The following is a 22,046-nucleotide window of genomic DNA, read 5'->3' on the forward strand; positions in this document are numbered from 1 at the left end:
CCATGGTGCGCCTGCCCGGCCGGCTTGACCACCCCCTCGTCCGCTCACACCGCGAGGTGGGTGACCTCGCCCTCGACGTGGCGGCGGGGGACCAGTTCGACGACGAGCATCGCGGCGAGCACCAGCAGGCCGCCGCCGAGCATCCGCACGGTCAGCGACTCGCCGCCGAGCAGCACGGCGAAGAACGCCGCGAACACCGGCTCCATGCTCATGATGATCGCGCTGCGCGTCGCCGGCAGGTGGGCCTGCGCCCAGGTCTGCGCGAGCAGCGCCGCGGCGCCGGCGAACAGCGCCATGTAGACCAGGTTCAGCCAGTCGGTACCGCGCTCGGGCAGCACGATGCCCGGCTCGCCGGAGACCAGCGCCGCGACCAGGCAGATCGCGGCGATGACCAGGATCTGCAGGATCGACATGCCCAGCGCGTCGGCCGGGCGGGACCAGGCGCCGAGGGCGACGATGTGCGCGGCGTACAGCAGGGCGGCGACCAGGGTGATCGCCTCGCCGTACCCGATCGAGAAGCCGTCGAGGGTGAGCACGCCGAGCCCGGTGGTGGCGAGCACGACCGCGCCCCAGGTGGCCGGGGTGATCCGGGACTTCAGCACCACGGCGGCGAACAGCGGCGTCGCGACGACGTACAGGCCCGTGATGAAGCCGGACACGCTGGCCGGCGTGTGCGCGAGTCCCGCGGTCTGCAGGATCTGGCCGACGCCGTAGAGAGCGCCGAGCACGAGCGCCCGGCGGCGTACGTCGGGCGCGAGCCGTGCCACCGCCCGCGGCGCGATGAGCAGCATGGCGCCCCCGGCGATCAGGAAGCGCACGGCCAGGAAGTCGACGGTCGGCACCCGCTCGAGCAGGTCCTTGATCAGGAAGAAGGTCGAGCCCCAGCACGCCGTCATGGCGAGCAGGGCGAGCGTCGCCAGGAGGGCGGTACGACGAGAGGTGCTGCCGTTGACCGCGGAGGGGTCAGACGACATAGAGGACGACCGTGCTGCCCTTGCGCACCTTGGTCCCGCCGCCGGGAGCCGTGCTCCACGCGACGGAGCCGTTGATGTAGATGTCGGCGTGCTCGACCCGCACGACGAGGCCGAGGTCCTCGAGCAGGGCGATCGCGTCGTCGGTCGACTTGAGCCGCACCGCAGGCACCAGGACCAGCTCCGGGCCCTTCGAGACGACCAGCTCGACCTTGTCGCCCTTGAACAGGGTGCCGGTCTCGGGGGTCTGGCTGATCACGCGGCCCTCGGCGACGTCGTCGCTGTACTTCTCGTCAACGACCTGGACGTCGAGTCCCTTCTTGCCCAGCACCTGCTTCGCCTTGTCGGCGTCCTTGCCGACGAAGCTGCGGACCTTGAGCGGCTTGCGGCCCTTGGACACGACGAGGGTGACCGAGGTGCCGACGGGCAGTCGTTGTGCCTCGGGCGTCCCGAACGCCGGGGTGGAGCGGATCACGCGGCCGGCCTCCACGGTCTCGGACCACTCCTCGACCGGCTGGGCGGGGACGAACTTCACCTCGGCGAGGGCCGCCTCCGCCTCGGCGACGGTCTTGCCGGTGAGGTCAGGGACGTCGTAGCGCTCCTTGCCGCGCGAGACGGTCAGGGTCACCTCGCCGTCGGGCAGGATCCTGGCTCCCGGGCGCGGGTCGGTCGAGACGACCACGCCCTTGGCGACGCTCTCGGAGTAGACCTCCTTGACTTCGGCGCCGAGCCCGGCCTTGTCGAGCTTCGCCGCCGCGGCGGCCTGCTCCAGCCCGATCACGCCGGGGGTCGTCGTGTAGCGGCCCCAGCCGACCCACCAGCCGGTGCCGCCGAGCGCACCGGCGAGCAGGACCAGCACCAGCGCGATCGCGATCCGCTTGGCCCGTCCGGGCTTGCGCTGGCGCGGGGGCCGGGCCGCCTTCGGCGGGGCCGGGGGCCTCGGGGGCACCGGCACGGCCGGCTGCGGCCGGTCGACGATGACCGAGGTGCGCTCGTGGTCGGGCGTGACCAGGTCCGGCATGCCGTCCCACAGCGAGCTGACCGGCTCCGGCGTCGTGTCGCCGTCGACGCCGGCCGGCGCCTCGGCGGGAGCGCCCGCGCGGGCGGCGGGCAGCAGGTCGGCGACCAGCTCGGGGTCGGAGCGCAGGCCGTCGTGCAGCGCCTGGACGACGCGGCGCACGTGGTGCAGCAGCACCGTGGCGTCCGCCGGGCGCAGGCTGGGGTCGCGGGTGGTGGCCCGTGCGGTGAGCGCGTCGACGTAGTCGGGGATGCCGGGTACGACGCTCGACGGGAGCGGGACGTCCTCGTGGACGTGGCGGTAGGCCACCGCGATCGGCGTCTCGCCCGTGTGGGGCTTGGTGCCGGTCAGCAGCTCGAACAGGATCACGCCGACGGCGTACACGTCGGCGCGGGCGTCGGCCCGCTGCTCGACGACCAGCTCGGGGGCGAGGTAGGAGACGGTGCCGATCAGCACGCCGTTGGTCGCGGTGTGCTGGGTGTCGGCGCTGACCGCCTTGGCCAGGCCGAAGTCGGCGACCTTGATCCGGCTCGCCCCGGAACTCGGATCCGTGGCGATCAGGACGTTCTCGGGCTTCACGTCGCGGTGGATCAGGCCCGCGCGATGGGCGGCCCCGAGGGCCGAGAGCACCGGGTCGAGCAGCGCCAGCGCCCGCTCGGGTGACATCGGGGCGTCCTTGGTCACCGTGTCGCGCAGGGTGTGCCCCGGGACGTACTCCATGACGAGGTAGACGGTCCCGTCGCTCTCGTCGCGCCCCTGGTCGAAGACGGCCACGACGTTCGGGTGCGAGATCCGCGCCGCCGCCTTGGCCTCGCTGACGAAGCGGCGGGCGAACGAGTCGTCGTCCTGGGTCGTGGAGTCGCCGAGGCCGGGGTGCATGATCTTGACGGCCACGGTGCGGTCCAGCCGGGTGTCGACGGCCTCGTAGACGCTGGCCATGCCACCGCGGGCGATCCGGATGCCGATCCGGTAGCGGCCGTCGAGCAGGCGCCCGTGCTGGTGGTCCTGGATGCGTGCGGGGTCGCCGGGTCGCGCGGCGTGGCCGCGAGCGCGCTGGTCTTCGTGCACAGCGACCCTCCTGTGCATGTTCTGCTGGACCGGCCGGGGAAGTGACCGGAGCAGTCATCGTACGGCGCGGCACCACACACGCCGGCTGGCCACGCCGGTGTGATCCTGGCCGCCTGTTTCGTGGAAGATGGCCTCCATGAGCGACAAGCCCCTGGCCGAGCAGGACCTCTCCGCCCTTGTCGAGGAGTGGCTGGACTGGGACGAGGCGGCCGCGCAGATCGGCGTCACGCCCGCGAAGGTGCGCACCATGGTGCGCGAGCACCAGCTGGCCGCCGCGGTGCCGGGTGAGCCCGGTCGCGGTATCAAGCAGGGCATCCCCGCCCTGTTCCTCGTCGACGGCGAGCCGGTGAAGGGCCTGCCCGGCCTGCTCACCCTGATGCACGACAACGGGTACGACGACCGCGAGTGCATCGCCTGGATCTTCCTCGACGCCGACCTCCCGGGCCGCCCGATCGACGCGCTGCTGGAGAACCGCGGCGCCGAGGTCAAGCGCCGTGCCCAGGCGCTCGCCTTCTGAGCATGAGCCGGCGCACGACGAAGGTCATCTCGTCGGTCATCACCGTCGTCCTGCTGGTCGGGGTGTGGTGGCTGCAGTCGCGCGGCGGTGACGACACCGCGGATCCGGAGCGCGCGACCGAGAGCCCGAGCGCCACCGCGACACCGCGTGCCTCTGCCACGCCCACCGCCGCGGCGTCGCGCGACGAGGACGGCATCCCGTACGTCGACCTGGCCGACCTGCCGCCGGAGGCCGCCGAGACCGTCGACCTGATCGATGCCGGCGGGCCGTTCCCCTATCCCGGCAAGGACGGCTCCACCTTCGGCAACTTCGAGGGCGTGCTGCCGGACCGGCCGCGCGGCTACTACGCGGAGTACACCGTCGAGACCCCCGGCCTCGACCACCGTGGCGCCCGGCGGATCATCGCCGGCGACGAGGGGGAGCTGTACTGGACAGAGGACCACTACGAGTCGTTCGAGAGGATTCGGCGATGAGGTTGGGGCGATGAGCGGGCTCGCGGCTGTGCTCGCCGGGCGGCACGCGCCCGGCGTCCACCGGTGGGAGTCGGCGCTCGACGTCGCCTCGGTGCGGCACGCGGCCGAGCACGCCGGCTGGGGCTTCGGGTACGTCGACGGCGTGGGCCTCGATGCCCGCGACGACGTGCTGAGGGCGCTCGGCGACGCCCTCGCGTTCCCCGACCACTACGGCGCCAACCTGGACGCCCTCAACGACTGCCTGCGCGACCTGCCCGGCCCGACCGTGCTGCTCTGGGACGCCTGGTCCGGGTTCGCGCGGGCGGAGCCGCGCTGGTTCCGGCTCGTGGTCGAGGTCCTGGGGGAGCGCGGCGCTGCCGACCCGGCCGTCGAGGTGCTGCTGCGCGGACCCGGGCCGGCCGAGGTCGTGCCGCTGCTCGGGTGAGCGTCAGCTGCCGCTGATGATCTTCCGGTTGCAGTTCCAGGGACTGCCGCTCGCGCCGTCCTGGAGGCAGGACACCAGGCGAACGTCGGCCGCTTCGCGGTTGACGGTCACCGGGATGCTCTGGAACGACCCCTCGCCGGCGCCCACGTAGATCCGCGTGGCCGGGCGCTGGTTCCAGGAACCGTCGGCCTGCTTGATCTCGATCCAGCCGACGGCACCGTGGTAGTCCCCGAGCCGGTCGCTCACGATCACGATGTTGTCGGCGTCGCCGAACCAGGTTCGTGCACCGCCACCGATGGCGTCAACCGACCCGCTGGCGGCGGTGGCCGGCGACGCGGCGAGCAGGGAGGTGGCGGCAAGAGCTGAGCCGAGCACGGCCCCGAGACGAATGATCTTCATGTCGCGAAACCGTAGGGAGCCGCCTGTGCGCGGTCAAGCGGCGGGCCGGCGCCGCCGGGTCAGGACGCGTAGAAGGACGCGGCCGTGCGTGACATCAGCCGCGCGAGCACCGCACCGCCCCGCGGGCCCGGGTGGATCCGGTCGCCGGCGAAGTCCGGCACCCGGGAGCGCAGCGCCGCCCAGTCGGCGAGCCGCGCGTCGGCGTGGGTGCGGGCGTAGTGGCGCAGCTTGGCGTTCGCCGGCCCGATCCAGGAGCGCGGCCCGCTGGCCGTGACCAGGACGAACCGGTGGCCGGGTCCGGCCGCGCCGATGGCGTCGGTGAGCTGGTGGGGTGCGAAGTCGCCGTTCGTGCCCAGGGCGATGACGACCACGGGCCGCAGCGCGCCGGTCCTGCTCAGTCCGCGGATCCGCCCCTCGAGGCTCGCCATCTGCATCCCCACGTGGGCGCGGACGTCGGCCTGGGGCAGCAGGTCGAAGAGCGCCGGCGCGGCGGCGACGGTGACGGAGTCGCCGATGACGGTGAGGTCGCGGCCGTCGCCGGGCGCCGGCGCGGCCCACGGTGACGCCGCGGGTGCCGCACCGGCTGCCGGCGCGGGCGCGGGCGGCGCTGGCGTCGTGGCCTTCCGGTGCGCCTCGATCGCGGCCTGTCCGGTGTCGAGGCTCACTTGCAGCGCGCTGTGGTCGCGGGAGTTGCCGATCCCGGCGGTGACGGTGGCCGAGACCAGGGCGGCGACGACGGTGCTGACGGCGATGCCGACCAGTCCGGTCCGCTGCCCGAGCGCCACCACCTGCCGGGCCGACGCCCGGTAGCCGAGTCGCTGCACCGGCTCCTCGAGATGACGCCACGACAGGGCGGCCAGCCCCAGGGTGATCGGTACGGCGGCCACCGCGAGCGGCACGCCCGGCGCCACCTGCAGCAGGACCACGATCACCGGCCAGTGCCACAGGTAGATCCCGTAGCTGCGGCGCCCGGCCCAGCGCAGCAGCGGCGCGGACAGGACGATGGCGACCGGCGAGCGGCCGCAGTCGGGCCGCTGGGCGTCGGCCGTCACGTGGAGCACGACCAGCGCCGTGGCGGCGGCGACGGCCGCCGTGCCGCCCAGATAGGTGAGCGAGGCGTCCCAGGGCAGGAGCACGACGGCGAGCAGCGCGCCGACCGCCGCCGCGACCGCCGTCCGCAGCCGTACCTCGACCGTCCACAGCGCGGCGACCGCACCGATCAGGAGCGAGAAGCCGTGGGTGTCGGTGCCGAAGTAGAGCCGGTTCAAGGATGCGCCACCCAGGTGGCCGACGGCCATGGCCGCGACGCCGAGCACCGCGAGCACCGCCACGACCTGTCCGCGCCGATCCGTGCGAAAGGGCCGCGTGAGGGCCAGCAGCAGCCACAGCAGCACCGGCCACACCAGGTAGAACTGCTCCTCGACGGCCAGCGACCACAGGTGTTGCAGCACCGGCGCCTCGTAGCGGTCGGCGTACGACGCCGGCGTGCCGGCCTGGTACCAGTTGCTGCTGAAGGTCAGCGCCGCGAGCACCTGCTGTCGCAGCCGCACCTCCAGTGCACCGCCGAGCAGCCCCGTGGCCGCGGTCACCACCAGCAGGACCGCGAGCAGCGCGGGCAGGAGCCGGCGGGCCCGTCGTGCCCAGAACGGCGCGAAGGCCGGCCGTCCCGACCCGTCGGCCCCGCGCACCAGCTCCGCGGTGATCAGGAAGCCGGACAGGACGAAGAACATGTCGACGCCCAGGAACCCGCCGGGCAGCCGGTGCGGGAAGAGGTGGTAGCCGACGACGGCGAGCACGGCCACGCCGCGCAGCCCGTCGAGGGCGAGCACGCGGGTGGGGAGAGGGCCGGGGAGCCGGTCGATCTGGTTCACGCGGGAGCGGCGGACCGGAGCGGCGGGCTCAGTGGGCGCGCCGCGTCGCCGCGGCGGCCAGCTGTTCGAGGACCCGGCACGCCTCGGCGTCCCAGCCGGACTCGGCCTGGCCGCGATGCAGCGCGTCGACCGCCTGGCGGGCGAGGTCGTCGATCATCGACTCGACCTCGGCCCGGGCGCCACAGCCGTCGATGATCGCGCGCAGGTCGGCGACCTCGGCGTCGGACAGTGCAGTGCCGAGGGCGCTGTCGAGACGCGCGGCGTCGGCGGGGGAGGCCTGGTCGAGGGCCAGGGCCACCAGCACGGTCCGCTTGCCCTCGACGAGGTCGTCGCCCGCGGGCTTGCCCGTGGTGGCCGGGTCGCCGAACACGCCGAGCAGGTCGTCGCGCAGCTGGAACGCCTCGCCGAGCGGCAGCCCGAACGCGCTGAGCCGCTCCAGCGCGGTCGCGTCGGCCCCCGCGAGCGCGGCGCCGACGTGGATCGGGCGCTCGATGGAGTACTTCGCGGACTTGTAGCGCAGCACCGTCATCGCCTGGGCGACGTCGGCGCGGCCCCGGGCCTGGACGGACACGTCGAGGAACTGGCCGGCGATCACCTCCGAGCGGCACAGGTCGAACACGTCGAGGGCCGGCCCGACCCGGTCCCAGCCCAGGCCGCAGCGGCGCAGGAGCTCGTCGGACCACGACAGCAGCAGGTCGCCGAGCAGGATCGCCGCCGCGGCGCCGTACTGCTCCGGGTCGCCGCGCCAGCCGTCGGCCCGGTGCGCGCGCTCGAACGTGCGATGGGTGGCCGAGCGCCCGCGGCGGGTGTCGGAGGCGTCCATCAGGTCGTCGTGGACCAGCGCGCTCGCGTGGAGCAGCTCGAGGGCGGCGGCGGCACGTCGTACGGCGTCCGCGTCGGCGCCGGTGGGGTCGCCGGCCAGCGCCGCGTAGCCCCAGTGGCAGAACGCGGCACGGAACCGCTTGCCGCCCGACACCGTGACGCGCGCCTCCGACAGCAGTCGCGCGGCGTCCCCGCCGAGCGGTGCGAGCCGGGTCGCCTGGTCGGCGAGGAAGGCGTCCAGGGTGGCCTGGACCTCGGTCCGGAAGGGGGTCGGGTCCCACGCCTGCTGTGTCACGGATGTGAGCCTAGTGACTGTGGAGATCGGCGAGATGCCCGGCCCCGGCGCGCTCCGCGCACCTACACTGCGGCCCATGACCACCGGTGCTGGGCGCTCCCTCGGCGAGATCATCCGAGAGGGCGGCCATTCGTTCTCCTTCGAGTTCTTCCCTCCCAAGGACGAGGCGGGTGAGGCGCAGCTCTGGGACGCGATCCGGGCGCTCGAGCCCTACCGCCCGACCTTCGTGTCCGTGACGTACGGCGCCGGCGGCAGCACCCGTGACAAGACCGTCGCCATCACCGGCCGGATCGCGCGCGAGACCTCGATGGTCCCGATGGCCCACCTGACCTGTGTCGGCCACACCCGCGCCGAGCTCGAGGGCATCCTCGACTCCTACGTCGCCGAGGGCGTCAGTCACGTGATGGCGCTGCGCGGCGACCCGCAGGAGGGCCCGCGCGCCGACTGGACCCCGACCGAGGGCGGCCTCAACTACGCCGTCGAGCTGGTCGAGCTGGCCCGCTCGCGCGGTGACTTCCGGGTCGGCATCGCCGCCTTCCCCGAGGGCCACCCCTCGGCGGACTCGCTCGACGCCGACGCCGACGTCCTCGTCGCCAAGGCGCGGGCCGGCGCCGAGTTCGCGGTCACCCAGATGTTCTTCCGCGCCTCCGACTACTTCTCCCTGGTCGAGCGCGTCCGCGCGCGCGGGGTCGACATCCCGATCCTGCCGGGCATCATGCCGATCCTGAACCTGGCCGCGATCCGCCGCCAGGGCGAGCTGATCGGCACCAGCGTCCCCGAGGACGTGGTCGAGCGGATCAGCGCGTACGACGGCGACCCGGCCGCCGTACGGGCCGAGGGCATCCGGATCGCCGCCGAGCTGTGCGACGAGCTGCTCGCCGGGGGCGCGCCGGGACTGCACTTCTACACGCTGAACCGGTCCAAGGCGACGCTCGAGATCTTCGAGGCGCTGCAGATCACGGTCTGATCACGGTCTGAACACGTGTGATCAGGCCGGGCCGATCAGCTGGGCGACCAGCGCGGCCGACTGGGTGACGAACGGCACGCCCGCGCCGGGAGCGGTGTGGGCGCCGGCGGCGTACACACCGGGCACGGGGGTGCCGGGACCGATCCGGCGGCGGACGGTGCCGCGGCCCTGCCACAGCACGCCCATCGGCGAGCCGCGCCACTGCTCGACCTGGTCGCGCGGAGACAGGTCGACACGGGTCACGACGTTCTCGCGCACGTCGAGCTTGTGGCGGGCGAGGGCGTCGAGGAGGTCCTCGGCGATCTTGCCGCGGCCGTGGATCGTCCAGGCGCTGCCGCCGTCGGGAGCATGCCCGCCGGGACGCACGGTCAGCAGCGGCTCCTCGTGGATGACCAGCTCGTGCGGCAGGTCGGGGACGTCGCCGGCGAGCCCGACATGGCTGACGACCGGCGGGATCGCGGGCATGGTCCGCTCGACGTGCGGCGCCAGCACGGGCAGCCGGCGCGGGTCGATCGCGACCACGACGGCGTCGGCGTCGGCCTCGCCCTCCGCGGTTCGTACGGCGACCACGCGCCCCTCCCGCAGGACCAGGTCCTCGACCTCGAGCCCGGTGCGGACCCGCACGCCACGGGTCTCCAGGCGCGCGGTGAGCAGGTCGACGATCCGGCCCATGCCGCCGGGCACCCGCCAGCCGCCGAAGCACTGCTCGAGGTAGGCGGTGACGCCCACCCAGGACGGCACGTTGCGCAGGTCGTGCCCCTCGGCGACCGCGGCATGGCCGGCGACCAGGGCCAGCCGCTCGTCGCGGAACGCGTGACGCAGCCGCTTGTGGAGGGTCTCGCGGATGTCGAACATCGAGTCCAGCTCCTTGGGGACCGCGCCCTTCGTGCGCGGGTCCCACGCGACCTCGACGTAGTGGCGGCGCAGCACGTCCCACACCGGTCCGTAGACGTCGACGTGGGTCGCCCACTTCTCCCCGAGTCCGTGCCCCAGCGCGTCGAACGCCGCGATCTGGTCGGCCCTCGAGCCGCCGGGCAGCAGCACCGAGGTGCGGTCCGCGAACCGGTGCTCGCGTAGCACCGGCAGCGGCTCGAGGTCGGACTCCAGCTCCTTCTCCAGCGGCCGACCGGACTTGCGGAACAGGTCGCGCAGGGCGGCGGGCAGCAGCGTGCTGGTCGGACCGGCGTCCCACCGGTACCCGTCCCGCTCGACCGGCGCGAGCGCGCCACCGAGCCGGCCGGACGCCTCCAGCAGCGCGACCTCGTGGCCGAGCTTGGCCAGCCGGGCGGCCGCGGCCATCCCGCCGAGACCGCCGCCGACGACGACGACGCGTGCCACCGGTGGGCCCTCAGTCCTTGGCCACGTCGAGGGGCTCGGCGCCGGTCAGCGCGAGCAGCTCGTCGTACGTCGTCGAGAAGACCGCCGCCGGGTGGCCCGCGGCGGCCCAGACGACCTCGTGGCGCTGCAGCCAGGGGTCGAGGTACGTCGGCACCGGGACCGGGTGGCCGATGGGGGAGACCCCGCCGATCACCTGTCCGGTGTGCTGGCGGACGAAGTCGGGCTTCGCGCGCCGCAGCGCCGGTCCGCCGATCGCGGCCTGCACGAGGTCGGTGTCGACCCGGTGGGCGCCGGAGGTGAGGATGAGGACCGGCGTGCCGCCGGCATCGAAGAGCAGACTGTTGGCGATCGCCCCCACCTCGCACCCCAGGGCCTCGGCGGCCAGTGCGGCGGTGTGGACCGAGTCGGGCAGAATGACGATCTGGCCGGTTCCGCCCCGGCGCTGGTGCTCGTCGCGGAACCGGGTGATCGAGGGATGCTCGGCCGACATGGGGGTGACCCTACCGAGCACGACCCCACCACGGACTGGAGGAACCATGCCCGAGACCGACGCCGAGCAGCAGGCCGCTCAGGAGGTCGAGCGGCCGGGCGAGCAGCCCGGCGAGGTGACGGCCCGGCCGCCCGCGGTCGTGATCGCGTGCTGGCTGCTGTGGTCCCTGGTCGCGGCCGGGTTGCTGGTGTGCGTCGTCGTGGTCACCCAGCGCGAGGACCTCGGCAGCGTCTGGTCGCCCATGCAGGTCGGCGACAGCACTGTCCAGCCGGTGGAGTTCGTCCCGGTGATCCTGGTCCTCTACGGCGTCACGGCCGTGTTGTCCCTCACGCTCATCGCACTCTTCCGGGTCGGCTACAACTGGGCCCGTCACTCGCTGGCCGCGATCGTCGCCGGCGTGATCGTGGTCGCGGTCGCGACCGTGCGCACCGACCCGCCGACCATGGTCGACGGCATGGCGATCGCCGCCGCCGTGATCAGCGCGGTGACCCTGGTGTTCCTGTGGCACCCGCAGAGCCGGGAGTACGTGCGGCTCGCGAGCCGCTGAGCCCGGTCGCCGAGCCCGGTCGCCCATCCCGTCTCCGGCGCTGCCTCTTGAGCAGTGTCGGACCTGCGGTGTACCTTCGGATCATTCGAACACCTGTTCGAACAGATCTGGAGGAGAAGTCGCCGTGGCCCAGCAGTCCGCCCCTCTCACGGTCAGCCCGCACACCCTGCCGGCGACCACCCACAACTACCTGATCCGGTCGGCAGAATCGCTGAGCGAGGCGGTCGCGGCCCGCGACGTGGCCACCCGCTATGCCTGCGCCCACGTCGCCGCGCTGCGCGCCGCCGCCGCCCTGCTGGCCGCCCGGGCCCGCCCCGAGGCCGGCCGCCGGCGCGCTCAGCGCAATGCCTGGGTGCTTCTCGCCGAGGTCGCGCCCGAGCTCGCGGAGTGGGCGTCCTTCTTCGCCGCGGGCGCCTCCAAGCGCGCGGCGGCCGAGGCCGGGTCGTCCCGGGCCGCGACCGAGCGCGAGGCCGACGACCTGGTCCGCGACGCCGACCGCTTCCTCGCCCTCATCGAGCAGGCGCTCGGCCTCACCCCGCACGTCCCGCTCGGCGAGCAGCTCGCGGGCCTGGCCGTCGGCTGACGGAGTGCCTGTCCGAGCCATCCTGAGGTGACCACTAGTGTTCGGCACATGGCCTCTCGCGAGCAGCGTGGATCGGTCCGCACCGCGGTCGTGTGGGACGCCCTCGAGTCCGCGCTCGCGGGCGGACCCCGCGACGTCGTCGACCTCGGCGGCGGCACCGGCGGCTTCGCCGTGCGGCTCGCGGAGTCGGGCCACCGGGTCCGGGTGGTCGACCCCAGCCCCGACGCCCTGGCGGCGCTGGCCCGCCGGGCGCGCGAGGTCGACCTCGAGGTCTCCGGGCTGCAGGGCGACGTCGCCGACCTCGTCGAGGTCGTCGGGGCCGGCAGCGCCGACGTGGTGCTGTGCCACGGCGTCCTCGAGGTGGTCGACCCGTCGCTCGCGCTGGAGCGGATCGCCGAGGTGCTGCGGCCCGGCGGCCTGCTCAGCCTCGTCGTCGGCCAGCGGCACGCCGCTGTCATCACCCGCGCGATGGCGGGTCACTTCCAGCAGGCCCGCGACCTGCTCGACGACCAGCAGCCCGTCGACACCCGCACGGGTCGCCGGTTCACCGTCGAGGAGGTACGCGACCTGCTCGCCGGTCACGGCTTCGGCGCGGTGTCCGTCCACGCCGTCCGGGTCTTCGCCGACCTGGTCCCCGCGGCCCTCGTCGACCAGGAGCCCGGCGCCGCCGCTGCCCTCGTCGACCTGGAGCGCGCGGTGGCCCAGCGCCCGGAGTACCTCCCGCTGGCCACCCAGCTCCACGTCCTGGCGAACGCCGCCTCCTGAGCCCGGTCGCACACGGCCCGGGAGCGGGCCGTGAGCGTCACCTGCCCGATCCTGCACGTCGACATGGACGCGTTCTACGCGTCGGTGATGATCCGCGACCGGCCCGAGCTCCACGACGTCCCGGTGGTCGTGGGCGGCGGGCACCGCGGGGTCGTGCTGTCCGCCAACTACCCGGCCCGCCGCTACGGCATCCGCTCCGGCATGTCCGGCACCGAGGCCGCCCGGCTGTGCCCCGACGCGGTCACGATGCCGCCCGACTTCGGTCTGCTGACCCCGGTGTCGAAGGCGATCATGGAGACCTTCCGCACCGTCACTCCGCTGGTCGAGGTCACCTCGCTCGACGAGGCGTTCCTCGACGTGCGCGGTGCGGTCCGGCTGTTCGGGCCGCCGGAGGCGATCGCCGAGCGGCTGCGCTCCCGGATCCGCGCCGAGCACGGCATCACCTGCTCGGTCGGCATCGCGGCCTCCATCTCGGTCGCCAAGCTGGCGAGCCGCCAGGCCAAGCCCGACGGCGTCCGGGTGATCCCGCCCGACCGGTTCGTCGCCGAGGTCCACCCGCTCGACGTGGGCGTGCTCTACGGCGTCGGCGAGGCCACCCGTCAGCGCCTGCACCGTCTCGGGCTGATCACGGTCGGCGACGTTGCCGCGATCGAGGTCGACCTGCTCCGGCGGATGCTCGGGCGTCACCTCGGCGGGCACCTGCACGCCCTGGTGTGGGGGAGCGACCGCACCGAGCTGGTGCCGGGCGGTGCCGGGGTCTTCGGCTTCGGTGAGGGCGAGCCCGAGGGGAGCATGGGCTCGCAGCACACGCTGGCGGTCGACGTACGCGACCGGGCGCAGCTGCGTCGCGAGCTGCTCCGGCTGACCGCCCGGGTCGCCGCCCGGGTGCGCGGCGCGGGACGCACCGGCCGCACGGTCACGGTCACGGTCCGCTTCTCCGACTTCACCACCGTCCAGCGCTCGCGCACCCTGCCGGAGCCGACCGACGTGACCCAGGAGGTGTACGCCGCCGCGGTCACCCTCCTCGACGGCCTCCTCGAGGCCCGCGGCCCGCGTCCGCTCGCGGTCCGCCTGGTCGGCGTCCGGGTCGAGGGCCTACGCCGGCTCCGGCCCGTCGACAGCCGCCAGCTCGCCCTCGGCGAGCGCGACCCCGGCTGGCCCGACGCCGACCGGGCCGTCGACCGGGCCGTCGACCGCTTCGGCAGCGCCGCCGTGCGCCGGGCCAGCCTGCTGTGACCGGGTGGCCCGTCGGGACCGTCCCCGGACGCCGACCGCACAATTTCGGGGGACGGCCTACCACCGCTGGAGATGCCTGCCTACACTTGGAGGAAGAGTCATCGGGCGGGGAACCGCCTCACACGTGTCGGAGGATTCGGTGCCACTCTCGGAAGAGGAGTTGCGACTGCTGGAGCAGATGGAGCGCGCCCTCAGCGAGGAGGACCCGAAGTTCGCGTCCACCCTCCGGGGCACGACCCTCCGCCAGGCAGCCCGCCGCCGCGCCATCCTCGCCGGCGTGGTCTTCGCCGGCGGCATCGCCGTGATGATGGGCGGAGCCGTCAGCGGCTACTGGCCCGTCGGCGTCGCCGGCTTCCTGATCATGCTCGCCTCCGCCACCATCCTGCTCGGCTCGGTCCGCGGCCAGCGCGGGGGAGCAGCCGCTCCGAACGTGTCGGCCCACCCGTCCGGCTTCGGTGTCGTCGACGGCGGTCGCCGCGGCCACCACGGTCGCGGTCACGGTCGGGGCCACGGCCGGTCCTCCGGCTTCATGGACAACCTCCAGGCCCGCTGGCGCCGCCGCCGCGACCGCGGCGGCTTCTGAGCCGACACACTCCGAGGACCTCATCCGCAGCCCCCGCTCACCCGGGGGCTGTTTCATGTCCAGGGTCCGTCCCGGCGCCGCCGGCGCCTCCCGGCCACCGCCGGGCGGCTCGGAGCGAGGGCCCCGCCGTCGGCGCATCTGCTTTCGCGAAGCGGACGTCGTTCCAGCGCCGACGGCACCCCGACTTCGCCGCCCGGCGGTGGCCGTCCGGCGCCTGCGGCGCCGGGACGGACGCTCGCGTGGAGCTGCCGGTCAACGCCGCCAGACCGACATCGGCACCCACCGCGCCCGCCGCCGTGCCCGCGGCGTGACCCCGGCCTCCAGGGCCGCGAGGACCAGCGCACCGTCCTCGGCGACCGAGTTCCGCTCGAGCGTGGCGACCGCACCCGGCCGCGCGTACCGGGCGTGCTCGACGGCGAGGACCAGCCGCTCCAGGGCGTCGGCGGCCTCGGGCGCTGCCTCGGGGCCGGTGCGCGGACGCTCGGCGGGGCGGTCGGTGGGCGTGGCGAGGTGGCCGAGCAGGAAGGCGCCGGACTCGCGGGGTGACCGGCCGGCCGGCCAGGGCAGGCCCAGGTCGATCGCGGTGGCGCGGACCTCGCGCCACACGTCGTCGGGCGAGCCCGCGAGTCGGGTACGGCGCCCGCGGGTCCGCACCGCGGTCGGGCCGCCGAGGGCGGCGATGCCGGCGAGCAGCAGCACGAGCACGACCGCGCCGCCGATCAGCACCGGCAGCGGCAGGCCGCCCTGGTCGGCTCCGGTGGCGGTGCCGGGGTCGCGGTCGATCTCGGGGCGGCGGTTGGGCCCGGCGCTCGGTGCGGCGGTGCCGGAGGCGCCGGGGCCGGCCGACGTGGCGTTGGTCGGCCCGCCGCGCGGATCGTCGCTGCCGCCGTCGACGGGGACCCGGGTGTAGGCGGGGACCTCCTGGACGCGCCCGGACGGGGTGGGCTCGAAGCGCACCCAACCCGAGCCGGCGAAGTAGAGCTCGGGCCACGCGTGCAGGTCGTGGCTGCTGTAGACCCACGTGTGGGTACCGGTCTGGTCGGGCTGCAGGAAGCCGACGGCCACCCGCGCGGGGATCCCGAGCACGCGGGCCATCACGGCCATCGCGGAGGCGAACTGCTCGCAGTAGCCCACCCGGCCGTTGCGGGCCAGGAATCCCTCGAGGGTCTGGTTGCCGGTGCCCTTGGGTGCCTTCTGCAGGTCGTAGGTGAACCCGCCGTCCTGGCGGAACCACCGCTGCAGCAACAGGGCGCGCTCGTAGTCGGTGGTCGCGCCGGAGGTGACGTCGCGGGCCAGGTTGCGCACCAGCGGCGGCACCGTGCTGGGGACGTGGAGGACCTCCTCGGAGACGTCGCCGGTACGCGAGTCGCGGAAGAACGAGCGGTCGGTGCCGAAGTCCAGGGCGACGCCGGTCATCGTGTAGCTGACGCCGCGGGTGTCGAGGCCGTCGTCAGCGGCGAGGAAGTCCATCGTGGACGGGTCGTAGCGCCAGTCGCCGGGGGCGTCGACGGCGGAGATCGGATACTGCGTGGGCAGCCAGGTGGAGTCGAGCTGCTCGCTGACCGTCGCGTCGTAGTCGAAGGTGGTGCGCCGTACGTCCTCGGACAGCCCGCGGGGGAGGGGGACCGACCCGTCGGCGCGGTCGTCGCGGGCCACGTCGCGGTCGCCGCTGCTCCACTCGTCGCCGGTGTAGCGGTTGAGCACCGAGATCCGCAGGTACGACGGCGACGGGTCGTCGGTGCGCAGCCGCACGAGCGGCACGTCCTCGCCGCGCTCGAGGTCGCGGCGCATGTCGGCGATCGGCTTGCGGATCCGGATGTCGCCGTTGCCCTTGCCGGTGCCGAGGTCGAGCACGTTGACGCCGACCGTCGGCAGGAGCAGGGGGACGACGAGGGCGAGCGCCGTCGCGGTGATCCCGATCCGTCCGGCACCGGCCCGCATCGCCTCGCGCACCGGGTTGCCGCGCCACATCGAGTCCTGCTGCGGGCCGACGGTGCGGCCCCAGCGCAGCAGGTGCTCGCGCGACTCGAGGTGGAGCAGGACGAGGAAGCCGCCCGCGGCGCCGAGGAAGCTGAGGGCGTCCGGGCCGCCGTCGAGCACGCCGCTGGGCAGGGCGTAGACCGCGAGCAGGCCGAGGCCGGCGGCGGGGACGCGGCGCAGCGTGCAGGCCAGGGTCTCGACGAGGACGAGGACCACGGCGCCGGCGACGACGAGCAGCGGCCAGACCGGAGCGACCCGGTCGCCGATCGGCGCGGCGTACTGCCGGGCCGTGCGCACCGAGGCCTCCAGCGACTGCCAGATCTCGGTGGCGGTGGCGCCGACCGGCAGGAGCGAGCCGGTGATCTGGTGGGTGACGAAGACCGTGGCGAGCACGATCTGGACCAGGGTGGTGAGCCAGCGGGGCGCGCCCGACCAGCGCAGTCCGGCACCGCTCAGGGCGAGCAGCGCGGCGAGGACGGCGAGGGGGCGCAGGTAGCTACCGGGCATCTCGACGAAGCCGCGCCACGCGGTCAGCGCCGCCCACGTGGTCAGCACGGCGACGACGCCGAGCAGCAGGACCGGGCCGAACGGGCCGCGTCGGTTGGTGATCGTCGGGCTGGCACTGGTCATGCCCGCGCACCTCCGCGCACGGGGGCCCGGCCGAGCTCGCGCCAGGCCGCGTCGAGGTGGTCGCGCGGGCCGAGCGAGGTGGCACGCCAGGCGAGCGAGGTGACGGCGGCCGCCGCGGCGGCGCCGAGTCCCGCGCGGGCGGGGGACCACTGGTCGACGTCGAGCACGAGCGCCAGCGCGGCGCCCGCGTCGTGGCGGATCCGGCGCAGCGCCGCGTTGTCGTCGGGGAGGAAGCCGCCGAGCACGGCGACCACGACGCCACCGCGGGCCTGCTCGCCGGACCAGGCCACGTCGAGGGTGGTGCGGTGCGTCATCTCCAGCACGGCGAGGTGCTCCAGGGCCCCGTCGGAGCCCACGGTCCCGTCGGCGGTGCAGAGCTGGACGGTGTAGCCGTGCTGCTCGAGGTGCACGGTCAGCGACGCGGCCGCGATCACCGCCGCCTCGAGGCTGGACGCCGGGCCCTGGCCGCGGTGGGCGAGGCGCCGGTTGTCGAGCAGCACCGTGGCGCGCGCCTCCCACGGCTGCTCCTCGCGGCGCACCATCAGCTCGCCGATGCGCGCGGAGCTGCGCCAGTGCACGCGGCGCAGGTCGTCGCCGCGGCGGTACTCACGCACGCTCACGTCCTCGGCCGACCCGGATGCGAACGCCTGAGGCCGGTGCTCGCCGGCGCCCTGCCAGCCGCCGGTCAACGGGATCGAGGGGAGCGGTACGACGCGCGGGGTCACCGTCAGCTGGGCGGTCCCGCCGATCGCGCGGCGCCGCTCGACCAGGCCGAACGGGTCGGCCAGGCGGGCGACGACCGGCCCGACGACGTACCGGCCCCTGATGTCGGAACGCACCGGGTAGGACACCGTGCGCTCCCAGGAGCCGCCGAGGCCCTGCAGCACGAACCGGGCTCGGCCGCCGAGTGCGTAGGGGAGCGTGTCCTCCACCAGCAGCGCACCGTCCGAGCGCTTGCGGTCGCTGGCGATGGTGAGGTCGATCCGCGCGGTCTCACCGGCCCGGAGCAGCCGCGGCCACACCGTGCGGGCGACCGTGGGGTCGTGCTTGCGCCGGCTGACGACGAGCGCGGCCAGGAGGGGGAGGGCCAGGACCAGGACGCCGACCCGGGTCAGCGCGGGCTGGCCGAAGCCGACCGCGCACACGACCGCGGTCGCCCCCGCCGCGACGAACGCGCGTCCGCGGAGGGTCAGGGAGGAGAGGTGCCGGCGCATCGGATGACCGCGCGTGCTCGTCAGGAGGTCGGCTCGGGCACCGGGACCTGGGCCGCGATGCCCTCGAGGATGGTCGCGACGTTCCGCCCACCGATCGCGGCCTCGGCGCTCGGGAGCAGGCGGTGGGCGAGCACCGGCTGGACCAGGGCGCGCAGGTCGTCGGGGAGGACGTAGTCGCGGCGGTGCAGGGCGGCGCGGGCCTTGGCCGCCCGGACCAGGTGGAGCGTGGCGCGCGGCGAGGCGCCGAGCACCAGCTCGGGGCTGTGCCGGGTGGCGGCGGTGAGCGCGACGGCGTACCGCTGCACCGTGTCGGAGACGTGCACCTGGCTGACGATCGCGCACATCTTGCGGATCTCGGCGCTGTCGGTCACCGGCTCCAGGTCGTCGAGGGGGTTGACCGCGCCGTGGCTGGCGAGCATGGCGATCTCGGCGGCCGGCACCGGGTAGCCGATCGAGACCCGGGCCAGGAACCGGTCGCGCTGTGCCTCGGGGAGGGGATAGGTGCCCTCCATCTCGACCGGGTTCTGGGTCGCGATCACCATGAACGGCGACTCGAGGTGGTAGGTGATGTTGTCGACGGTCACCTGCCGCTCGGCCATGCACTCCAGCAGCGCGGACTGGGTCTTGGGGGAGGCGCGGTTGATCTCGTCGCCGATGACGACGTTGGCGAACACACCGCCGGGGCGGAACTCGAACTCACGCGTCGACTGGTTGTAGACCGACACGCCGGTGATGTCGGAGGGCAGCAGGTCCGGGGTGAACTGCACGCGGCGCACCGTCGAGTCGATGCTGCGGGCCAGGGCCTTGCTCAGCATGGTCTTGCCGACGCCGGGGACGTCCTCGAGCAGCAGGTGACCCTCGGCCAGCAGGACGACGATCGCGGCCGAGACCACCTCGCTCTTGCCCTCGATCACCTTCTCCACGTTGGCCTGGATCCGGCCGGCGACGCGCGCGACGGTGTCCACATCGGTGCTCGGCGACTCCACGGCTGTTCTCCCTCTCTCAGCAGCCACCTCGCTGCGGTGGAGCAACCTTAGGCCGACTCGCCCAATCGCACCCCTGCTGCGCGCCACTTCCGACTCGGCCTGGCTGCGTTGCCGTCGCTCGACGTGCGCCCAGCGTGGCTTCGCTCCGCCGCCTTGCCAGATCGGCCGGAAGCGGCGCTCGCGACGGCGTCCGATCGGGCGAGTCGGCCTGCGGCCGACGTGGGAACGGCGGCAGCACCCGGCGGCACCCGGCCACGACCGGACGCGGCTCCCCGCCGGCTCCCCGCCGGCTCTCCGCCGGCGCTCCACTTCTCCTCCACTTCGCTCCACCAGCGCTCCCAGCGCGCTGACCTGCGCATTTGGGGCGCGCGGTGGTGCGAAACGCCGCACCGAGTGGGGCCTCGGTGGTTGACGGTGGAGGAAAGTGGAGTAGTGTGGGGGAAAGTGGAGGAACGGCGGAGTCCGGTGGGACGGCTGGGGGTGGCCCGATGCTCTTCATGGGCACCTACACCCCGAAGCTCGACGACAAGGGCCGCCTCTTCCTCCCGGCGAAGTTCAGGGATCGACTGGCGGAGGGCCTCGTGGTCACACAGGGACAGGACAAGTGCCTCGTCGTCTGGCCGACCGACGTCTTCGCCGAGGAGGCCGAGCGGCAAGCCGCCCGGCCGATGACCAACCGCGCCGCCCGGCGCTACGCCCGGGTCCTCTTCGCCGGCGGCGACGAGAGCACCCCCGACAAGCAGGGCCGGGTCGGCATCCCGGCACACCTGCGTGAGTACGCCGGACTCGACCGCGACGTCGTCGTGATCGGGGTCCGGGACCGCCTGGAGATCTGGAACCCCGCCGCCTGGCGCGAGTTCCAGCTCGAGGCCCTGGAGGAGTTCGCCGACCTCGACGAGGACGACGACTAGTCCCTCAGCAGGACCAGCACCACCACCAGCAGCACTGACAACAACACAGCGGATCCGCAGGACGAGGTCTCAGCCCGTTCTCGCTCCCCAGGCAGCCACCTGTAGCACCTTCCCCGGCCACAGGCGCCTCGCCGAACCCCGCCTTCTGGGGCACCTTCCCCGGCACCAGACGGCACCCCGAACACCGGAACGGGAGCGGGCCGGGACCTGGCTCTGCGGATCCGCCGCATTTGTCGGCAGCACCAGCAGCACCAGCCGCACAGTCATTCCAGGGTCGAGGGGTCGAAGTCATGAGCGTCGTTCGCACGCAGCCACCGGAGGTCTCCGGTGAGCGCCGCGTCCGCGAGCAGGCACGAGACGTCGTCGCCCTCATGGCCTTCTCCGCGGCGCTCTCGGTCGGCTGCGCACTCCTGCTCGTGCTGACCCGTCTCGCGGGGCGCTGAGATGAGCAGCCCCCGCCACGTCCCCGTCCTCCTGGACCGGGTCGTCGCCCTCCTCGCGCCCGCGCTCGACCACGAGGGCGCCGTCCTCGTCGACTGCACTCTCGGTCTCGGCGGCCACAGCGAGGCCGTCCTCGAGCGGCTCCCGCAGGCCCGGGTGATCGGCATCGACCGCGACCCCCGGGCGCTCGAGATGAGCCGCGAGCGCCTGGCGCCGTACGGCGACCGGTTCCGCGGGGTGCAGGCGGTGTACGACGAGATCGCCGACGTCGTCGCCGACCAGGGCCTCGCCGAGGTCGACGCCGTGCTGTTCGACCTCGGTGTCTCCTCGATGCAGCTCGACCTGCCCGAGCGCGGCTTCGCCTACGCCGTCGACGCGCCCCTCGACATGCGGATGGGGGACACCGGCCCGACCGCGGCCGACGTCCTCAACACCTACAGCGCGGGTGAGCTGGCCCGGGTCCTCAAGGAGTACGGCGAGGAGAAGATGGCGCGGCGGATCGCCGACGCGGTCGTCCGCGAGCGCCAGGTCGAGCCGTTCACCAGCTCGGCCCGCCTCGTCGAGCTGCTGTACGACGTCATCCCGGCTCCCGCCCGGCGCACCGGCGGCCATCCCGCGAAGCGCACCTTCCAGGCGCTGCGGATGGAGGTCAACGACGAGCTGCGGGTGCTGCAGCGCGCGATGCCCGCCGCGGTCGAGGTGATCGGCGTCGGGGGCCGCGTGGTCGTCGAGTCCTACCACTCGCTCGAGGACCGGCTGGTCAAGCGCACCTTCACCGCCGCCACCCGGCTCGACGTGCCCGACGACCTGCCGTTCGTGCCCGAGGGCGCCGAGCCGTCGTACCGCCTCGTCACCCGGGGTGCCGAGCAGGCCACTCCCGAGGAGGTCGAGGAGAACCCTCGCGCCGCCTCCGTCCGACTCCGCGCCATCGAGCGCGTCCGCGCCGCCACCCGTCCGAGCAGCACATCCACTGGCAAGGGAGCCGTCTGATGTCCTCCACCTCACCTCTTCGCAACCGGCTCCCGTACGTCGCGCCCCGGGTCGCGCAGGCGGCCCTGGAGCGGGCCCGGCTGACGGTCGTCCCGAGGCGACGCACCCGCGCGGCGCGGGTGCCGTTCGTGACCTTCGTCAGCGTGATCCTGCTCGGTGGCGTGATCGGCCTGCTCATGTTCAACACCTCGATGCAGCAGGCCTCCTTCCGGGAGACCGCGCTGCGCAACCAGGCGACCGACCTCGGCGCGCAGCAGGAGGCGCTCGAGATGGAGATCCAGGCGCTCAACGACCCGGCCCACGTCGCGGCCGCGGCCGAGAAGCTCGGCATGGTGATGCCGACGACCGGCGCGGGCGTCCTGCACCTCGGCTCCGGCACGATCAGCGGCGACCCGCAGCCGGCCACCGGCGCCGACAAGCTCCCGCTGCAGCAGCCCGGCCCGAAGCGCCCGGCCGACCTCGACCCGAACCCCGTCAAGATCAAGGTGAAGCCCACCACCGACGGCGTGCCCGCCACGGTTCAGTGA

The 22,046-nt window shown here is 74.1% G+C and carries 23 protein-coding genes; 13 read left to right on the plus strand and 10 right to left on the minus strand.

The genetic code is table 11. The features are described from left to right. Window positions 1-44: 44 nt before the first annotated feature. Together FBY23_RS12025 and pknB are read right to left on the minus strand one after the other, a co-directional pair. Window positions 45-974 (minus strand): DMT family transporter, encoded by a 930-nt coding sequence (locus FBY23_RS12025; RefSeq protein WP_141798354.1) that lies wholly within the window; start codon window positions 972-974, stop codon window positions 45-47. Next, window positions 964-3,057 (minus strand): Stk1 family PASTA domain-containing Ser/Thr kinase, encoded by a 2,094-nt coding sequence (pknB, locus tag FBY23_RS12030; RefSeq protein ID WP_260805928.1) that lies wholly within the window; start codon window positions 3,055-3,057, stop codon window positions 964-966. The genes FBY23_RS12025 and pknB overlap by 11 nt, the downstream gene beginning before the upstream one ends. Window positions 3,058-3,193: 136 nt before the next feature. Between pknB and FBY23_RS12035 the strand changes: the two genes are divergently transcribed. The 3 genes from FBY23_RS12035 to FBY23_RS12045 are packed head-to-tail and all read left to right on the plus strand — an operon-like array spanning window position 3,194 to window position 4,471. Then, window positions 3,194-3,574 carry an Rv2175c family DNA-binding protein gene (locus FBY23_RS12035; protein ID WP_141798356.1) on the plus strand — a complete coding sequence of 127 codons (381 nt, stop codon included), beginning with the start codon at window positions 3,194-3,196 and terminating at the stop codon, window positions 3,572-3,574. Between the two features lie 2 nt (window positions 3,575-3,576). Then, entirely contained in the window at window positions 3,577-4,047 is a 471-nt protein-coding gene (locus FBY23_RS12040; RefSeq protein ID WP_141798357.1) for a ribonuclease domain-containing protein, read from the plus strand. Window positions 4,048-4,057: 10 nt separating this feature from the next. Then, on the plus strand, window positions 4,058-4,471 hold the full coding sequence (locus FBY23_RS12045; protein ID WP_141798358.1) for a barstar family protein: 414 nt from the start codon (window positions 4,058-4,060) through the stop codon (window positions 4,469-4,471). Window positions 4,472-4,474: 3 nt separating this feature from the next. Here FBY23_RS12045 and FBY23_RS12050 read toward each other — a convergent pair whose 3' ends face one another. Genes FBY23_RS12050 through FBY23_RS12060 form a run of 3 tightly spaced genes read right to left on the minus strand, consistent with a single transcriptional unit; the run spans window position 4,475 to window position 7,858 of the window. Next, entirely contained in the window at window positions 4,475-4,870 is a 396-nt protein-coding gene (locus FBY23_RS12050; protein WP_141798359.1) for a hypothetical protein, read from the minus strand. A gap of 59 nt (window positions 4,871-4,929) precedes the next feature. Further along, window positions 4,930-6,741, minus strand: a complete 1,812-nt coding sequence (locus FBY23_RS12055; RefSeq protein WP_141798360.1) for an acyltransferase family protein — start codon at window positions 6,739-6,741, stop codon at window positions 4,930-4,932. Window positions 6,742-6,769: 28 nt separating this feature from the next. After that, a complete protein-coding gene (locus FBY23_RS12060) occupies window positions 6,770-7,858 on the minus strand; it encodes a polyprenyl synthetase family protein (protein ID WP_260805929.1) in 1,089 nt (362 codons plus the stop codon). A gap of 76 nt (window positions 7,859-7,934) precedes the next feature. On the opposite strand from FBY23_RS12060, the gene metF reads away from it, so the two are divergent. Further along, on the plus strand, window positions 7,935-8,825 hold the full coding sequence (metF, locus tag FBY23_RS12065; protein WP_141798362.1) for a methylenetetrahydrofolate reductase [NAD(P)H]: 891 nt from the start codon (window positions 7,935-7,937) through the stop codon (window positions 8,823-8,825). 21 nt (window positions 8,826-8,846) lie between these two features. Here the strand turns inward: metF and FBY23_RS12070 are convergent, their stop codons facing one another. Both FBY23_RS12070 and FBY23_RS12075 read right to left on the minus strand, forming a co-directional pair. After that, the gene (locus tag FBY23_RS12070) at window positions 8,847-10,163 is read right to left on the minus strand and encodes an NAD(P)/FAD-dependent oxidoreductase (protein ID WP_141798363.1); all 1,317 of its coding nucleotides are present in this window, start codon (window positions 10,161-10,163) and stop codon (window positions 8,847-8,849) included. A 10-nt stretch (window positions 10,164-10,173) separates the two neighbouring features. Further along, on the minus strand, window positions 10,174-10,653 hold the full coding sequence (locus FBY23_RS12075; protein ID WP_141798364.1) for a YbaK/EbsC family protein: 480 nt from the start codon (window positions 10,651-10,653) through the stop codon (window positions 10,174-10,176). 46 nt (window positions 10,654-10,699) lie between these two features. On the opposite strand from FBY23_RS12075, the gene FBY23_RS12080 reads away from it, so the two are divergent. The 5 genes from FBY23_RS12080 (at window position 10,700) to FBY23_RS12100 (ending at window position 14,367) form a co-directional block, all read left to right on the plus strand. Next, window positions 10,700-11,200 (plus strand): hypothetical protein, encoded by a 501-nt coding sequence (locus FBY23_RS12080; RefSeq protein ID WP_141798365.1) that lies wholly within the window; start codon window positions 10,700-10,702, stop codon window positions 11,198-11,200. Window positions 11,201-11,324: 124 nt separating this feature from the next. Next, window positions 11,325-11,783, plus strand: a complete 459-nt coding sequence (locus FBY23_RS12085; RefSeq protein WP_141798366.1) for an SAV_6107 family HEPN domain-containing protein — start codon at window positions 11,325-11,327, stop codon at window positions 11,781-11,783. Window positions 11,784-11,831: 48 nt separating this feature from the next. Then, entirely contained in the window at window positions 11,832-12,548 is a 717-nt protein-coding gene (locus FBY23_RS12090; protein ID WP_141798367.1) for a methyltransferase domain-containing protein, read from the plus strand. A 30-nt stretch (window positions 12,549-12,578) separates the two neighbouring features. Then, window positions 12,579-13,784, plus strand: a complete 1,206-nt coding sequence (gene dinB, locus FBY23_RS12095) for a DNA polymerase IV (RefSeq protein WP_260805930.1) — start codon at window positions 12,579-12,581, stop codon at window positions 13,782-13,784. Window positions 13,785-13,923: 139 nt separating this feature from the next. Then, on the plus strand, window positions 13,924-14,367 hold the full coding sequence (locus tag FBY23_RS12100) for a DUF3040 domain-containing protein (RefSeq protein WP_141798368.1): 444 nt from the start codon (window positions 13,924-13,926) through the stop codon (window positions 14,365-14,367). Between the two features lie 252 nt (window positions 14,368-14,619). Here FBY23_RS12100 and FBY23_RS12105 read toward each other — a convergent pair whose 3' ends face one another. From FBY23_RS12105 to FBY23_RS12115, 3 genes are read right to left on the minus strand one after another with little or no spacing between them, the layout of a single operon-like run. Next, the gene (locus tag FBY23_RS12105) at window positions 14,620-16,977 is read right to left on the minus strand and encodes a DUF3488 and transglutaminase-like domain-containing protein (RefSeq protein ID WP_141798369.1); all 2,358 of its coding nucleotides are present in this window, start codon (window positions 16,975-16,977) and stop codon (window positions 14,620-14,622) included. After that, complete coding sequence (locus tag FBY23_RS12110; RefSeq protein ID WP_141798370.1) at window positions 16,974-18,191, minus strand: DUF58 domain-containing protein; 1,218 nt, start codon at window positions 18,189-18,191, stop codon at window positions 16,974-16,976. The genes FBY23_RS12105 and FBY23_RS12110 overlap by 4 nt, the downstream gene beginning before the upstream one ends. A gap of 20 nt (window positions 18,192-18,211) precedes the next feature. Further along, window positions 18,212-19,156: an AAA family ATPase gene (locus FBY23_RS12115; RefSeq protein WP_396954514.1), complete on the minus strand. Its 945-nt coding sequence runs from the start codon at window positions 19,154-19,156 to the stop codon at window positions 18,212-18,214. Window positions 19,157-19,665: 509 nt separating this feature from the next. Here FBY23_RS12115 and mraZ point away from each other — a divergent pair. The 4 genes from mraZ (at window position 19,666) to FBY23_RS12130 (ending at window position 22,046) form a co-directional block, all read left to right on the plus strand. Beyond that, complete coding sequence (gene mraZ / locus FBY23_RS12120) at window positions 19,666-20,088, plus strand: division/cell wall cluster transcriptional repressor MraZ (RefSeq protein WP_141798372.1); 423 nt, start codon at window positions 19,666-19,668, stop codon at window positions 20,086-20,088. A 290-nt stretch (window positions 20,089-20,378) separates the two neighbouring features. Then, window positions 20,379-20,531 carry a hypothetical protein gene (locus FBY23_RS25960; RefSeq protein ID WP_160158224.1) on the plus strand — a complete coding sequence of 51 codons (153 nt, stop codon included), beginning with the start codon at window positions 20,379-20,381 and terminating at the stop codon, window positions 20,529-20,531. A gap of 1 nt (window position 20,532) precedes the next feature. Further along, complete coding sequence (gene rsmH, locus FBY23_RS12125; RefSeq protein WP_141798373.1) at window positions 20,533-21,519, plus strand: 16S rRNA (cytosine(1402)-N(4))-methyltransferase RsmH; 987 nt, start codon at window positions 20,533-20,535, stop codon at window positions 21,517-21,519. Next, a complete protein-coding gene (locus FBY23_RS12130) occupies window positions 21,519-22,046 on the plus strand; it encodes a hypothetical protein (RefSeq protein WP_141798374.1) in 528 nt (175 codons plus the stop codon). The genes rsmH and FBY23_RS12130 overlap by 1 nt, the downstream gene beginning before the upstream one ends.

The organism is Nocardioides sp. SLBN-35 (assembly GCF_006715725.1).
GTDB lineage: Bacteria > Actinomycetota > Actinomycetes > Propionibacteriales > Nocardioidaceae > Nocardioides.

Bases quoted from the DNA above. Each gene is read 5' to 3' on its own strand.
- FBY23_RS12025 (WP_141798354.1), bottom strand. From the start codon at position 974: ATGTCGTCTGACCCCTCCGCGGTCAACGGCAGCACCTCTCGTCGTACC.
- FBY23_RS12035 (WP_141798356.1), top strand. From the start codon at position 3,194: ATGAGCGACAAGCCCCTGGCCGAGCAGGACCTCTCCGCCCTTGTCGAG.
- FBY23_RS12040 (WP_141798357.1), top strand. From the start codon at position 3,577: ATGAGCCGGCGCACGACGAAGGTCATCTCGTCGGTCATCACCGTCGTC.
- FBY23_RS12045 (WP_141798358.1), top strand. From the start codon at position 4,058: ATGAGCGGGCTCGCGGCTGTGCTCGCCGGGCGGCACGCGCCCGGCGTC.
- FBY23_RS12050 (WP_141798359.1), bottom strand. From the start codon at position 4,870: ATGAAGATCATTCGTCTCGGGGCCGTGCTCGGCTCAGCTCTTGCCGCC.
- metF (WP_141798362.1), top strand. From the start codon at position 7,935: ATGACCACCGGTGCTGGGCGCTCCCTCGGCGAGATCATCCGAGAGGGC.
- FBY23_RS12075 (WP_141798364.1), bottom strand. From the start codon at position 10,653: ATGTCGGCCGAGCATCCCTCGATCACCCGGTTCCGCGACGAGCACCAG.
- FBY23_RS12080 (WP_141798365.1), top strand. From the start codon at position 10,700: ATGCCCGAGACCGACGCCGAGCAGCAGGCCGCTCAGGAGGTCGAGCGG.
- FBY23_RS12090 (WP_141798367.1), top strand. From the start codon at position 11,832: ATGGCCTCTCGCGAGCAGCGTGGATCGGTCCGCACCGCGGTCGTGTGG.
- FBY23_RS12105 (WP_141798369.1), bottom strand. From the start codon at position 16,977: ATGACCAGTGCCAGCCCGACGATCACCAACCGACGCGGCCCGTTCGGC.
- FBY23_RS12110 (WP_141798370.1), bottom strand. From the start codon at position 18,191: ATGCGCCGGCACCTCTCCTCCCTGACCCTCCGCGGACGCGCGTTCGTC.
- mraZ (WP_141798372.1), top strand. From the start codon at position 19,666: ATGCTCTTCATGGGCACCTACACCCCGAAGCTCGACGACAAGGGCCGC.
- FBY23_RS25960 (WP_160158224.1), top strand. From the start codon at position 20,379: ATGAGCGTCGTTCGCACGCAGCCACCGGAGGTCTCCGGTGAGCGCCGC.
- rsmH (WP_141798373.1), top strand. From the start codon at position 20,533: ATGAGCAGCCCCCGCCACGTCCCCGTCCTCCTGGACCGGGTCGTCGCC.
- FBY23_RS12130 (WP_141798374.1), top strand. From the start codon at position 21,519: ATGTCCTCCACCTCACCTCTTCGCAACCGGCTCCCGTACGTCGCGCCC.